This is a genomic window from Streptomyces sp. NPDC048565 (assembly GCF_040650935.1).
In the GTDB taxonomy this organism is placed as follows: Bacteria; Actinomycetota; Actinomycetes; order Streptomycetales; family Streptomycetaceae; genus Streptomyces.
The window spans coordinates 399,493-413,009 of record NZ_JBEZIH010000002.1; the positions used below are offsets into that span (position 1 = coordinate 399,493).

The 13,517-nt window shown below is 69.6% G+C and carries 12 protein-coding genes and 1 tRNA gene; 9 read left to right on the top strand and 4 right to left on the bottom strand.

Translation table 11 applies throughout. The features are described 5' to 3' along the window. The 3 genes from AB0C75_RS04140 to AB0C75_RS04150 all read left to right on the top strand — a co-directional run. Nucleotides 1–211 (top strand): hypothetical protein (locus AB0C75_RS04140; RefSeq protein ID WP_362886836.1); only part of this gene is annotated, 211 nt, incomplete at its 5' end. Nucleotides 212–325: 114 nt separating this feature from the next. Next, nucleotides 326–1,894 carry an amino acid permease gene (locus tag AB0C75_RS04145; RefSeq protein ID WP_362886838.1) on the top strand — a complete coding sequence of 523 codons (1,569 nt, stop codon included), beginning with the start codon at nt 326–328 and terminating at the stop codon, nt 1,892–1,894. A gap of 91 nt (nt 1,895–1,985) precedes the next feature. After that, nucleotides 1,986–2,059: transfer RNA gene (locus tag AB0C75_RS04150), tRNA-Lys, on the top strand. 33 nt (nt 2,060–2,092) lie between these two features. Here AB0C75_RS04150 and AB0C75_RS04155 read toward each other — a convergent pair. Both AB0C75_RS04155 and AB0C75_RS04160 read right to left on the bottom strand, forming a co-directional pair. Continuing rightward, nucleotides 2,093–3,706, bottom strand: a complete 1,614-nt coding sequence (locus tag AB0C75_RS04155) for a site-specific integrase (protein ID WP_362886840.1) — start codon at nt 3,704–3,706, stop codon at nt 2,093–2,095. Continuing rightward, entirely contained in the window at nt 3,703–4,383 is a 681-nt protein-coding gene (locus AB0C75_RS04160; RefSeq protein ID WP_362886842.1) for a helix-turn-helix transcriptional regulator, read from the bottom strand. The genes AB0C75_RS04155 and AB0C75_RS04160 overlap by 4 nt, the downstream gene beginning before the upstream one ends. A gap of 94 nt (nt 4,384–4,477) precedes the next feature. Between AB0C75_RS04160 and AB0C75_RS04165 the strand changes: the two genes are divergently transcribed. The 5 genes from AB0C75_RS04165 (at nt 4,478) to AB0C75_RS04185 (ending at nt 10,168) form a co-directional block, all read left to right on the top strand. Beyond that, on the top strand, nt 4,478–4,708 hold the full coding sequence (locus tag AB0C75_RS04165; protein ID WP_147958455.1) for a hypothetical protein: 231 nt from the start codon (nt 4,478–4,480) through the stop codon (nt 4,706–4,708). A gap of 234 nt (nt 4,709–4,942) precedes the next feature. Beyond that, a complete protein-coding gene (locus AB0C75_RS04170; protein ID WP_362886844.1) occupies nt 4,943–6,256 on the top strand; it encodes a DUF3631 domain-containing protein in 1,314 nt (437 codons plus the stop codon). 416 nt (nt 6,257–6,672) lie between these two features. After that, complete coding sequence (locus AB0C75_RS04175) at nt 6,673–7,545, top strand: DUF2637 domain-containing protein (RefSeq protein WP_362886846.1); 873 nt, start codon at nt 6,673–6,675, stop codon at nt 7,543–7,545. Nucleotides 7,546–7,877: 332 nt separating this feature from the next. Further along, complete coding sequence (locus AB0C75_RS04180) at nt 7,878–8,429, top strand: MobC family plasmid mobilization relaxosome protein (protein ID WP_362886848.1); 552 nt, start codon at nt 7,878–7,880, stop codon at nt 8,427–8,429. Between the two features lie 5 nt (nt 8,430–8,434). Next, nucleotides 8,435–10,168 carry a mobilization protein gene (locus AB0C75_RS04185; protein WP_362886850.1) on the top strand — a complete coding sequence of 578 codons (1,734 nt, stop codon included), beginning with the start codon at nt 8,435–8,437 and terminating at the stop codon, nt 10,166–10,168. 103 nt (nt 10,169–10,271) lie between these two features. Here AB0C75_RS04185 and AB0C75_RS04190 read toward each other — a convergent pair whose 3' ends face one another. Continuing rightward, a complete protein-coding gene (locus AB0C75_RS04190) occupies nt 10,272–10,934 on the bottom strand; it encodes a class I SAM-dependent methyltransferase (protein WP_362886852.1) in 663 nt (220 codons plus the stop codon). 64 nt (nt 10,935–10,998) lie between these two features. Continuing rightward, nucleotides 10,999–11,484, bottom strand: coding sequence for a hypothetical protein (locus tag AB0C75_RS04195; protein ID WP_362886854.1), 486 nt, complete (start codon nt 11,482–11,484; stop codon nt 10,999–11,001). A gap of 574 nt (nt 11,485–12,058) precedes the next feature. Between AB0C75_RS04195 and AB0C75_RS04200 the strand changes: the two genes are divergently transcribed. Continuing rightward, complete coding sequence (locus AB0C75_RS04200; protein ID WP_362886856.1) at nt 12,059–13,516, top strand: helix-turn-helix domain-containing protein; 1,458 nt, start codon at nt 12,059–12,061, stop codon at nt 13,514–13,516. Nucleotide 13,517 lies beyond the last annotated feature (1 nt).

Sequence of the window (13,517 nt, forward strand, 5' to 3'; positions counted from 1 at the left end):
ACGCGACCGTCGTGACGACCGCCCGTCCGGTGGCTTCCGCTCCGGCGGCAGCGACCGTCCGTTCAACCGCGACCGTCGTGACGACCGTCCGTCGGGCGGCTTCCGCTCCGGCGGCAGCGACCGCCCGAACGGCCGCCGCGACGACCACCGTGGTGGCACCGGCACCTTCGGCCGCCGCGACGACAAGCCGCGCTGGAAGCGCAACGGCTGAGTCCCGCTGACGGCTGCCTGTCCGTCTGACCGACCCGCAGGGTCCGTACGTCACTTCGGTGGTGTGCGGGCCCTGCGGCGTTTCCGGCGAGCCCCCGAGGGCATCGCTGGGGGCATGACAAACGACGAAGCGGTGTCCGCCGAGCCGCCCCCAGATGCCGACGCCGGCGCTCTTCCGGGTCTGTCGGCCCCCACGTCCGACGAGGAACGGCTGGCCGAACTCGGCTACACCCAGGTGCTCGCGCGCCGGATGTCCGCCTTCTCCAACTACGCGGTCTCGTTCACGATCATCTCGGTGCTCTCCGGCTGCCTGACGCTGTATCTGTTCGGCATGAACACCGGCGGCCCCGCCGTCATCACCTGGGGCTGGGTCGGCGTCGGGCTGATGACCCTGTTCGTCGGCCTCGCAATGGCCGAGATCTGTTCGGCGTACCCGACATCCGCGGGCCTGTACTTCTGGGCCCACCGCCTGGCCCCGCCGCGTTCCGCCGCGGCCTGGGCGTGGTTCGCCGGCTGGTTCAACGTGCTGGGTCAGGTCGCGGTCACCGCGGGCATCGACTTCGGGGCGGCGTCCTTCCTCGGGGCGTACCTGAACCTCCAGTTCGGCTTCGAGGTCACGCCCGGCCGTACGATCCTGCTCTTCGCGGCGATCCTGGTCCTGCACGGCCTGCTGAACACCTTCGGGGTCGGAATCGTCGCCTTCCTGAACAACGTCAGCGTGTGGTGGCACGTCATCGGTGTCGCGGTGATCGTCGGGGCGCTCACCTTCGTGCCGGACTCGCACCGGTCGACGTCGTACGTCTTCACCGAGTTCGTCAACAACACCGGCTGGGGGAGCGGCTTCTACGTCGTGATGATCGGCCTGCTGATGGCGCAGTACACCTTCACGGGCTACGACGCCTCCGCCCACATGACGGAGGAGACCCGCGACGCGGCCGTAGCGGGCCCGCGCGGCATCGTGCAGTCCATCTGGACGTCCTGGATCGCCGGCTTCGTGCTCCTGCTGGGCTTCACCTACGCCATCCAGTCGTACGAGGGCGCCCTGAACTCCCCGACCGGTGCGCCGCCCGCCCAGATCCTGCTGGACGCACTCGGCGCCACCACGGGCAAGCTCCTGCTGCTCGTCGTGATCGGGGCCCAGCTGTTCTGCGGGATGGCCTCGGTGACCGCCAACAGCCGTATGATCTACGCCTTCTCACGCGATGGGGCGCTGCCCTTCTCCCGGGTGTGGCACACGGTCAGCCCCCGCACCCGCACGCCCGTGGCAGCGGTCTGGCTGGCCGCTCTCGGCGCGCTCGTCCTCGGCCTGCCGTACCTGATCAACGACACCGCGTACGCCGCCGTGACGTCCATCGCGGTCATCGGCCTCTACATCGCCTACGTCATCCCCACCCTGCTCAGGCTGTTGCGGGGCGACGACTTCGTCCGGGGCCCCTGGCACCTGGGCCGGTGGTCCCGGCCCATCGGCATCATCGCGGTGACCTGGGTCGGGGTCATCACGGTGCTCTTCATGCTGCCCCAGGTCTCCCCGGTCACCTGGGAGAGCTTCAACTACGCGCCGCTGGCGGTGCTGGTGGTGCTCGGCTTCGCCGCCGTCTGGTGGCTGGTATCGGCCCGCCACTGGTTCCTCGTACCGCCCGCCCCGGATCACAAGCGCACGAGCACGGACGAAACCACGGCCTGACCGGCCCCGCCCCAGCCACGACAGGGCCCGGCACCCGATACCCGATCGGCTGCCGGGTCCGGGGAAGCTATGCTCGGGGGTGATCCATCAGGGGCCGTTAGCTCAATTGGTCAGAGCAGCGGACTTTTAATCCGTTGGTTGTGGGTTCGAGTCCCACACGGCCTACTTGGTGCAGGGAGGGGAAACCCTTCTGACCTGCTACTTAGCGTCTCGATCGGCTTCGGCTGGTCGGGGCGCTTCGTCTTTCCCGGCCTCTTGCGTGAGCGATGCGTGAGCGGACGGCCCGACAGCAGGTGCTACGGAGGGGGCTTTACGGACACGGGGCACCAGAGCAGCGGCGGCTTCTGCGGCAGCCTTGTCTACCTCGGGCAGCAGGCTCGTGTAGGTGTCAGACGTCAGCGTGATCGTGGAGTGACGCAGCGTCTCCTTGATTGTGTGCAGGTCGCCGCCCCCGCCATGGGTGAGGGTGGCCGCAACGTGGCGTAGATCGCGCAGGGTGATGGGCGGCAGATCCGTGGTGGCGAGGATGCGCCTGAACGTCTCGGAGACCGTCTCCGGGTGCAGCCAGGATCCGTCCTCGCGAGTGAAGACCTTGCCGGTCTCCTTCCACGCGGTGTCCCACTTCTCCCGGGCTTCCAGCATGGCCTTGTGGTGCTCTCGCAGGAGAGCGACGTTGACGCTGTCCAGGGCGATCGTGCCAGCGCTCCCGTCCGTCTTGGGAGCGGATTCGTACGGATCCCAGCCGTCGACCACGATCTCTTTGGCCGGTGTGATGAGGCCGGCGTCCAGGTCGACGTCCGTCCAGTTCTGGCCGACGGCCTCGCCCCTGCGAAGACCGCGGGTACCCACGAGGTGGAAGAGCACATAGAGCCGGTCGGATTCGGCTGCGTCCAGGAACGCTCCGAACTGAGCTGGCGTCCAGACCATCACCGGCGAAGGCAGCTCACCCGTGGCGCGCCAGCGCTCCACTCGCTGCGCAGTCCAGAGGAGCGGCTTCGGGCGCTTGCCGGATTCCAGCTCGACGTGGGAGGCCGGGTTGAAGGTGATGAACTGCTGCGCGATCGCCGCGTTCAGGGCCGCTCGCAGTGTGCGCCGGATGCTCTGCTGCGTAGCGGGCCCGGTGATCTTCCGGAACGGCTTCATCTCGGCGAGCTTCGCCCGTTCGAGGGCGAGCAGGGCTCGTTCGGCTGAGACGGGACGGCCCGGCCTGCTGGGCTTGCACCTGGCGATCTGCTCGCGCCGTTCGAGGTTCTCCGCCTGGATCACCTCGTTGGCGTCGGCTATGCCGTCGTACATCTCCACCAGGTGGCCGACGTTGAGACGGTCGAGGCGGACATGGCCGATGCGGGGCTTCAGGTGGACGCGGATGTGAGAGGCGTACCCGTTGAGTGTCGTCTTCCGTGACTTCTTCGCAGCAAGCCACTGATCGAGCCACTCACCCACCGTGCGCCGTCCGATCAGGTCCAAGCCCGCCCTGAACCGCCTGCGGGTGTCCTCGATGTCGGGCAGGGGAGCTTTCTCGTCGGCGACCTGTTCGAGCAACTCCGCGATCCGGTCGAGGTCGTGATCATCGTCCGAGTCCGCGATGGCGATGAGGGCCCGGACGTGGTCCAGATCGCTTTGCGCGGCCTTCAACGTCTCGTAGCCGGCGCGGTTGAAGGAGCGGCGGGTTCCGTCGGCTCGGGGCGGGAGCTCCTGGCGTATGGAGTACGAGCCATGCTTGCGGCTGGCGAGCTTGGGGCACTTCTTGCCGAGCGGCTTGCCGGTCTCGGCGTCACGGCAGTAGCAGCGGCGGTGGGTGGATCCCTTCAAGGGCGTTCCTCGGTGGTGGTATCGGGGACCCATTCGGGCGGGTCGACGTCGTGGAGTGCGGGCGGGAGATCGGGCGGAATGGCTCCGTCGTCGCGGAGGTCTCGGCGGAGGTACCGGAGCTTGTACCTGGCCGAGACGGCCTGGTCGGCGTACGCGGTCCGCCTGCGTTCGGCTTCTTCCTGCTGGGCGCGGCTCGTTGCCGTCCTGGCCGCGAAACGCGCCTGCTCTTCTTCGTCGAGTGCAGCCAGGGCCGTGCCCACGAGGCTGGCGTGTGCCTCGAAGTCGGGCACGAGGCCGGCGTCGTGCCCCAGCACTTCCTGCTCGCCGGTGAAGCGCCGGAGGGCGTCCCAAGTCGGCACGAGCTGCTCGAAGGGGAGTTCCTGGGTCTGGTCGACGTAGCCGACCGGGAAGATGAGGCAGGCCGGGTACGTCTCCAGGGCAGCGGCCAGGACCAGGACGTCCACCAGTGGCAGGCCGGCCCGGCGGCCGGACTCCATGTTGGCGATCACGTTGCGCGGGATTGGGTGCCCGAGCTGCTCGCACCGGTCGGCCAACTCCTGCGCGCTCCACCCCATCTCCTTTCGTCTGCGGCGGACTTCGCCGGCCACGTTCGCCTGGACCCGGTCCACCCACTCCGGGAAGTCGTCCGCATCATCATCCACACGACGTTGTGTCATGCAGACACATTAGCTTGTGGATCCTGATTGGTAGACGCCTGGAGCCGGACGTGATGACCGCGTTCGCCGACGGCTGTACCGAGAGGGATGGCGCATGCGCGAAAACAGCACCGAGGGGTCGCCGAAGGGGATGAGCCGTGAGGACCTGCTTGCCCTGCCGGTGGCCGTTGACCTCGAAACCAGCAACCGGGCCCTGGGGCTCGGGCGGAGCAAGGGGTACGAACTGGCGAAGCGCGGCGCGTACCCGTGCAAGGTCCTCCGGTTGGGCAGCGCCTATCGGGTCGTGACCGCGGATCTGCTGATCCTGTTGGGCCTGGCCGCATGAGAGGCCGGAAGCGTAGCAAAGGGTTCTGCGCTGAGCTGACACAGAAACGCTGGACTGTGGACGGGCGTGACCGTACTGTCCGTGGTCCCTCGCGGTACCCCAGTGCCTGCGGGAAGGGGGGAGAGCCCCCGGCGGTGCAACGCCGGAGGCCCCATAACTCCCCAGCGATCCGATGAGAACCGACCCGGCGGAATGGGCGGGCGAGCCCGCCACCGCCAGACGAGGAGCTGCCCAGTGGAACCCGAGAACCCCGAGGGCTATTCCGAGCCCGCCAAGGCGAGCTGGCCCCCCACCGCAATCCCTGGTCGGCCCGGTGCCCATCTGTGCGCCGCGCAGCCTGACGACGCCGCTCCGAGCTTGACCGGCGACGCGCCCGCGCCTGGCGCCGCTGAGGCGCAAGCGTCGAGCGGGCCGGAGAACATGCCTGATGCGGAGTCGACGCAGGGCTCCGCGCTGCTGGATGCGCTGCATATCCAGATAGCCCAGTTCGTGATCCCGCCGTCAGCGGAGGCGCTGGATGCAATCACGTTGTGGGTGGTAGCCACGCACCTCCAGCCCGCGTGGCAACACGCGCCGCGCCTGGCGGTGGTGGGGCCGGCCAAGCGGTGCGGTAAGTCGCGGCTCCTGGACGTGCTGACCGAGACGGTCCACGAGCCGATGCTGACGATCAACACCACGCCTGCGGCGATCTTCCGCTCGATCACCGAGGAGGAGCCGCCGACCCTTCTGGTGGACGAGGCGGACACCATCTTCGGTACGCCGAAGCAGGCGGAGCGGAACGAAGAGACGCGTGGCCTGCTCAACGCCGGTCATCAGCGGGGGCGTTACGTGACGCGGGTCGTCGGTAACGACCACACCCCACACAAGTTCGCCACCTTCGCCATGGCGGCCATCGCAGGGATCGGCGACCTGCCCGACACGGTCATGGACCGGTCGGTCGTGATCCGGATGCGTCGGCGGGCGGAGGGGGAGAAGGTGAAGCCCTTCCGCTCCCGCCGTGACATCCCTGCCCTGCACGACCTGCGCGACCGGATCAACGCGTGGGCCAGGCCGCTTCTGGAGGAGGCAGCGATCCTTGAGCCGGATATGCCGGTCGAGGACCGCGCCGCCGACACCTGGGAGCCCTTGGTGATCGTCGCCGAGCTGGCCGGGGGTTCGTGGCCGCGCCGGGCCCGAGTGGCGTGCGCGCGGATGGTCGCCGCCGAAGTGGCAGCCGAGGAGGACCACCCCGGCGGCGCACGGATCCTCGCCGACATCCGCCGGATCTTCGCCGCCCAGCGCGAGGTGGACAGCCTGTCCACCGAAGAGCTCCTCCACCACCTGCGCCAGGACCCCGAAGGTCCGTGGGCGGAGTGGGGTCGCGGCGGGTTGAACGCCCGTGATCTAGGCAGGCTACTGCGGGACTTCGACGTCAGGCCGGGCAACGTCCGGATGGCCGACGGAACGCAGCGCAAGGGCTACACGCGCAACAAGTTCCTCGACAGCTGGCGGCGGTACTGCCCCACCGTCCATCCCGTCGACTCCCGCCCCGCCCCCGGCAGGGGCTGAGGCCCGCCGCCCTGGTTGCCGTCCCTGCCGTCCCTGCCGTGATCTAGCAGGTCAAACGGCCTGCGGCCGAGACGGCGACCGGGGCCAAGACGGCAACGCGATCACGACCACCGGCGTGGCCGCCCAAGACGCTGACCGGATCCGTCTTGCACCGTCTCTCGCGTCCTTGCCGTATCAGTGCAGGTCACGGCTCTGGTCGGCGAGACGGAAGACGAGCCGCCGTCCCCTATTCGGGAGACGGCCACTCCGGGCCGGGCTCAGTCGCGGCGAACTGCCCGAGCCCTGTAGAGGCATAGCTGACGTTGGTTGCACCCGCCGAGACGGATAGCCGGAGCTGCTGCCGTACCGCCCTGACCTGCACTTGCAACGGCCAAGACGCCAAAGACGCACCACACCACCACCCCAGGAGCACCCGCTTGCCCACCCCTCCCATTTCACCCCCGCCTCATCAGCCGTCGGACGGCCGGACGGGCGAAGGACGGCCGGAATCGCTCCGGGGCGATGCCGAGCGATACGCGCTTCTCGCAGCCGGCATCGTCATCGTTGCCCTGACCGCCGGAGCCTTCTGTCTTTCGTACGCGCACCTGGCCGACGTCGCCGGGCAGCACGGGCTGGGAGGTTCACCTGTCCGCCGCTGGGCGTGGCCCGCCACCCTGGATGCGTTCATCGTCGCGGGCGAGCTGCTCATGCTCCGGGCGGGCCTGCGCCGGGTCACCGACCGATGGGCTATCGCTGTGACCGTAATCGGATCGGTCGGCTCCATAGCGCTGAACGTTGCTGGGGTCAGTGGCACGCGGGATACCGGTGATACCCCGTTCCTCGACTACGTGGTGGCCGCAGTTCCCCCGGCAGCCGCGATGGTGGCCTTCGCCGTACTGATGCGGCAGGTCCACCAGCTCGTAGAGCGGCCCTCGCCCGCAGGTTCCGGGCAGGTGGTGAGGGCACCGGTCACTGCACCTCTCCGGTCCGCCGGAATGCCAGCGGAGCCGGCACAACCCAACCCCGTCACGGGACCACCGGTCGCCGCGTCCGATGGGTCTTCGGAACTTCCTGCGGAGGTTCCGGAGAGCAAGCCCCGAGGCGGCCGTCCGCCTGGTGCCCCGCTTAGGGAACTCGTGGAGATCGGCAGGACTGCTGGTACTGAGCAGGGAAAACTCACCCGGGCCACCGTCCGGAAGGCAGTTGAGGACAAGGGCCTTCCGATTTCCAGTGAGCGGCTGACTGAGGTGATGGGCGTCCTACGGAAGGAACTCAAAGCCTCCGCCGAAAGCGGTCCGGCCAGCGGCTGACCAGCACATGCCGGGTGACCGGAACCCGTTCCGGTCACCCGGCCAGCGGTGCGTCGACCCGCGCGCCGCTCACTTATCCACACCTGTGGGCAGATTCGTGTGACCACCCACAGCACACGGACCTTGCCGAGAGCCCGTCTGCCCTCCCGCCTCTACCTGGAGACCCGCACGTGATGCATGACCCGTACCACTCCGAGGAGCCGATACCGCTGACGAAGTCGCCTACGCTGGCAGAACGTCTACGGCGGGCGTTCGGACGGACGGCTCCTGGCGGAGCCAGTAGTACCCCGAGTCCGACTCATGGCCGGTCTTCGGGGGGCTCCGCCCGGGGGGTGGCGGAGACGGCCCAGCGCCAGGGGACGCCGGACCAAGTGGCCGTGGCCGAGGACGGCCCCGACCCGGACAACCTTCACGCCACCCAGCAAGCGATCCTCCGCCCGACGCCCACTGACGCCCCAACCGTCGGCGAACCCGCCGTGCCGAGCGTCCAGCCCACGATCCGCCGGTTTACCGGTGACGCGCGCCTGAAGCGCGTGGGCCCCTTGCGCTTCACCGACGACGAGCGCACCAGCCTGCGCGAGGCCGCAGCTGAGCATGGCTACAAGGGCGAATCCGGCTTCGCCGCCGACGTCGTCCTCGCCTTCGTCGACGGCCGCTTCACCGCGAACCTCCCCCTGTCCGAGGACCGGCGCCGTACCCACATGTTCCGTGCCCAGGTCCTGCGCGCCCTCAACCGCATCGGTAGCAACGTCAATCAGATCGCCCGCGCGCTGAACAGCGACCTCACCCCGCCTGACATTCGCCAGCGCCTCGACGAACTCCACCGCCTGCTCACCTTGATCGCCGAGGCCCTGCACCGGCCCACCGATGCGAGGGAGGGCTGATCCGCGTGATCGCCGCCATCAAACCGGCCGGGTCCAACACCCGCGGTCTGCTCGCCTACCTATACGGTCCCGGCAGGCACGACGAACACCTCGACCCGCACCTCGTCGCCGCCTTCGCCATGCTCGGCATGCCCGACCCAGGCCGCGACGAGAACGCCACGCTCACCGAACTCGGTTTCCATCTCGACGAGCCTGTTCACCTTCGGAACGGCGAGTTCGGTAAGAAGGTCACCGACCACGTCTGGCACTGTCCCGTCCGCGCAGCACCCGAAGACCGCTATCTCTCCGACACCGAGTGGGGCGAGATCGCCCAGCGCATCGTCCAGGCAGCCGGCATCGCCCCCGCAGGTGACGATCTGGCCTGCCGCTGGATCGCCGTACGCCACGCCGATGACCACATCCACATCCTCGCGACCACCGTTCGCGAAGACGGCCGGCGCCCCAAGCTCCACGACAGCGGCATCCGCGTCGGCGACGCCTGCCGGGAGATCGAGAAGGACTACGGGCTGCGCCGCCTGAAGAAGGGCGACCGCACCGGTACCCGGCGCCCCACCCAAGCCGAGATGCACAAAGCCGATCGCCTCGGCTGGGAGCAGACCAGCCGCGAGTGGCTCCAGGACCACATCCGCGCCGCCATCCCGCACGCCACCAGCGCCGAGGAACTCCTCGCCTACCTCGAAGCCGGCGACATCCTGGTCAAGCCCCGCCGAGGACCCTCGGGAGACCTCCTCGGCTACGCCGTAGGCCGCCCCGGCGACCTGAACAAGGACGGCGAGCAGATCTACCACCCCGGCGGGAAGATCGCCCCCGACCTGTCCCTGCCCAAGCTGAAGGCCCGCCTGGAGACCAGCGCCCCCGAGGAACACCCCACCGCCCGGCGCAACCGACCCGCCACCGCCTGGCACCAGGCCACCGAAACCCTCGACACCCTCCACACAGAGATCACCCGCACGAGCGCCGACGACGGTGGGGACGCACGAGCGCAGGCGCACATCACTGCCCTGGGCGAACTCATCGAGGCCACCGCCCAGAAGGCCCCCGGAGATATCCGTGCGCAACTGCATGCGGCCAGCCGGGCCTTCGCCCGTGCGCAGCGCTCTCAGATCCGTGCCGAAGACCGCGCTGCCCACGCCCTGCGGTCTGCGGCTCGCGTCTTCGTCAACACTGCCACTGGGCCCGACGGCAGTGCCCTCGCCGCCCTAACCGCCGCACTCCTCTGGGCCGCCATCCTCGCCGGACGCTGGCACGAGGCCAAGGGGCACGCCCACCAGGCCGACGCCGCCCGCCAAGCCGTCCAGCACCTGCAGTCAGCCGCCGATGACGCGCTCAGTTCGACGCTCACCGAACTGGCAGCACGGCCCTCCAAGGAGGAGACCCGTCGCATCCTGGCCAACGACGTACGCGCAGCCGTCCCCGAACACGCCGAGCGGATCCTCGCCGACCCCGGCTGGCCCGCGCTCGCCACCGTCCTCGCCGACGCCGAAGCCGGCGGGCACAAACCCCACCAGCTCCTCAAAGAAGCCGCCGCCCGCCGTGAGCTCGGCACCGCTCACAGGCCCGCCCGCGTCCTGATCACCCGCATCCAGCACACCAGCCGCAACCCCGCACCCAACCGCCGTGCCGAAGCAGCCCGCCTACGGAGCACCACCGCGTCAGCCTTCAGTGGCCTGTCTCCCAGCACCCAGCCGCCTATGACAACCACAGCACCCACCAGCCGGCCGGGACGCCCACGCCGCTGACCCGACGAGGAGAGCCTGATCGCCATGCTCCATCGAAGTGCAAACGATCACATAGTGAAGCCGCGACCGCGCGTGCACTGGGGCTTCCGCCTATCGCTGTGTCCTATCCGTGGGCGCGGACGAGGAGTGTGCCGACCTTCCTCGGCCCGGGCGGCGCAAGCAGGACCCGGGCGGTCGGCGATGCGAAGCCGTGCTCGGTGAGGAGCTCCACCCACTGGTCGGGTTCGTAGTCCCAGCGCTTCACGACGAGCGGGTCCTGGTCCTCGGAGCGGTTGATGTACGACGCCTGGCACCCGTAGCAGCCCTCGATCGGGGGCCGCTGCGAGAACGCGAGGACACCACCGGGACGCAGCCGACGGCGGATCGCGGGCAGTAGGACCGCGGGGTCGGTGAACCAGACGGCGCCGAACACGGAGAACACGGAGTCGAAGCTGGCTCCGGTCTCCTCAAGGAAACGGGTCGCCTCGGTGCGGTGCAGCGTCATCTGCATGTCGGACCAGCGGGCGCCGGCCGCCTTGATCTGAGCGAGCGAGACGTCGACCCCTACCGCGTGGGCGCCGAGGGCCGTGAGGTGGGCGAGGTTGCCGCCCTTGCCGCAGCCCAGTTCGAGGACGGCCGAGCCGGGGCGTACGCCGAGGACCTCGGCGCCGGGGCCGTGGTCGGGGTACTGAGTCCAGTTGAACCAGGTCGTCTCGCCCGCCGCGTTCACCGGGCGCCGCTCCGGCTTCTGCTGCGAGTACGTGTCCCACGCCTTTGTCTCGGTCACTGCTGCTCCGTTCATGGGGCCGGCCGCCCGGTTGTGCACCGGGCGGCCGGTTACAGGGGTGGTACTACGCAGACTTCTTGCCGCCGTTCGGGCTGTCGGTGCAACCCGCGTGGCACTGGGAGCACTCGCCCATCATGGCGGCATCGGGCCACAGATCGTGGTCGATCCGGAACCCTGCGGCCGCCATGGCGTCGAGGGTGCGCTGCCGGGCCGCTGCGGACCCGCCTTCGACGCTCTCGCCTTCCGACGTGGGGACGTGGTGGATGAACCGTCCGGCGAGGCGGTCGCAGAACTCGGCGTAGTCGACGGTGTGGAGGATCCACGTGTGCCAGCCGACGTCCACGGCTTTGCTCGGCAACAGCGCGGCGTCGGACAGGGCCGCACTCGCGGCGAGGAAGGCCGCGGCCTGGCCGACGATGCGGCGGGCGGTGGGCAGGTCGGTGTCGGGCTGGTCCTTGGTGATGCGGGCGGCGAGCCGCTCCAACATCTCGGGTTCGACGAGGGTCGCCGGGTCGGTGGTGCCCACGGGACGCTCCAACGCGATGGTCATGTGCTTCCTCCTGTGGTGGACGTGCCCCTGTGCCGGGGCGGTCCCGCCTGGCCGGCAGGCCGGGCGGAAGTGTGTGGGGTTTCTCCGGCGTCGCACTCTGGGCAGGCCCAGACCTCGGTGTCGAGGACGTGGGCGCCGTCGCGGCATCGGATGGTGCCGGCGCTTACGGCGCCGGTCGTGAGTAGCCTCTTGCACCAGACGCAGGCCCGGCCGGCGGACTGGCCCCACGTGAGGGTTTCGAGCGGGGGGAGTTCCCGGGTGGCGGTCACGGCCGTCCCTTGCACCGTGGGCACTCGCAGGCCGGGAACCGGTCGGTGGTCTCGGGTCGTTCGAGGGGGACCACCTCAGCTTCCGGTTGCAGCACCCGGATCCCGCCGTCGCGGTTCACCTCGTACACCTTCATCGTCATCGCCATGGGTCTCTCCGCGTCGCTTGCGGTTTCCGTCGCCACCCCAGCGTCGTCTTGGCGAGGTAACTGCGGGATGACCGGCGGGGGTTACCGAGGCGGTAATACACTCGTTGGCGCTCCAGTAAGGCGCCTGCGCGTGCATAGGATCGCAACGGAAGTCAGCCCATGGATGCCACCACCCCTGGCCTGCTCGCCCCCGACGTGCTCGACAGAGCAGACGTCCGGGCAGCGCTCATCGAGCACGACTTCGCCGCTGTCTTCACCCTGATCAAGAAGTGGGGCGGCCTCTCCCAGAACCGCATTGCGTCCGCCTGCCAGCTGACCCCCGGCAAGGTGTCCACGATCATCAGCGGGACCCAGCGCGTCACATCGTTCGAGGTCGTCTGCCGGATCGCCGACGGCCTCCGGGTCCCGGGCGGCCTGCTCGGGCTCGCGCCACGACCCTGGGAGGGCGAACACACGACAGCACAGCAGGACCAGCCAGAAAATCCCGGTGCCTGGTCAGACACAGAGGAGATCCCGTGGCGGCCCGACGCCACCGTGGATCTGGCTGCCCACCTCACCAGGAGTGATCTTGTGATGGACCGACGGGCCCTCACCCGCGCCCTCGCCGGCGCCGCGGTTACCGGTGCTGCCCTCCTCGACAGCCTCGAAGGCTGGCTCGTCCCGGCCGCCACCGTTCCAGGACAACGGCGTCCGGGCCGACTCGGGATGCGGGAAGTCGAAGAGCTGGAGACCACCGCGCGGGCGTTCCGCCAGTGGGACCACCAGTACGGCGGCGGCCTGCGGAGAAAAGCGGTCCTCGGCCAGCTCGCCGAGGTCTGCGGCGCCCTCGACGACCACCAGGCCCCAGCAGTCACAGCCCGCCTGTACCGCGTCATGGCGCAGCTGGCCGGCACCGCGGCCACCATGGCGTGGGACTCCGGCCTGCACCGGCGCGCGCAGGACTACTACCGCCTCGCCCTGCGCGCCGCCCACGCCGGAGGAGACGTCGTCTTCGGAGCCAACGTGCTGGCCGGCATGGCCCGCCAGATGCTCTACCGTGACCGGGCCGACGACGCACTCCAGCTGATCCACCTCGCCCAGGAAGGTGCCCGCGGCGTGATCGGCCCACGGGCCCGAGCCATGCTCCACACCCGCGAAGCCTGGGCCTACGCCGCACAGGGGCGCATCGCCGGATTCCACCGGGCCACCGCCAAGGCGGCCGAGGCCCTCGCCGACGCCGGCGAGGATGGCGACGAGCCCTACTGGATCGCCTACTTCGACGAGGCGGAACTCGCGGGCGTCACCGGGGGACGGCTCCTCGACCTCGCCCGCACTGACCCGCGCTGCCATGCCGCCCAGGCTGCGGACGAAATCCGGGCTGCCCTGGCATCCCGCGGTGCCGAGGCCGGGCGCTCCCACGCGCTCGATCGCATCGGCCTGGCGGAGTGCCAGTTCCTCGCCGGTGACGTCCAAGGCGCGGCTGCCGAAACTGTCCTGGCGGTGCAGGCCGCTCGAGGTACGCAGTCGGGGCGTGTTCGTGCACAGCTTGGGCAGCTGTACCCGTACACCGTGGGGCACAGCGCGTCGCGTCCGGTGCGCGAGGCGCGCGATAGTATCCGCGACCTCCTGTCGAGCTGAG

Coding starts and splice junctions, on each gene's coding strand:
- AB0C75_RS04195 (WP_362886854.1), bottom strand. CDS start 11,484: ATGACCATCGCGTTGGAGCGTCCCGTGGGCACCACCGACCCGGCGACC.
- AB0C75_RS04145 (WP_362886838.1), top strand. CDS start 326: ATGACAAACGACGAAGCGGTGTCCGCCGAGCCGCCCCCAGATGCCGAC.
- AB0C75_RS04160 (WP_362886842.1), bottom strand. CDS start 4,383: ATGACACAACGTCGTGTGGATGATGATGCGGACGACTTCCCGGAGTGG.
- AB0C75_RS04200 (WP_362886856.1), top strand. CDS start 12,059: ATGGATGCCACCACCCCTGGCCTGCTCGCCCCCGACGTGCTCGACAGA.
- AB0C75_RS04165 (WP_147958455.1), top strand. CDS start 4,478: ATGCGCGAAAACAGCACCGAGGGGTCGCCGAAGGGGATGAGCCGTGAG.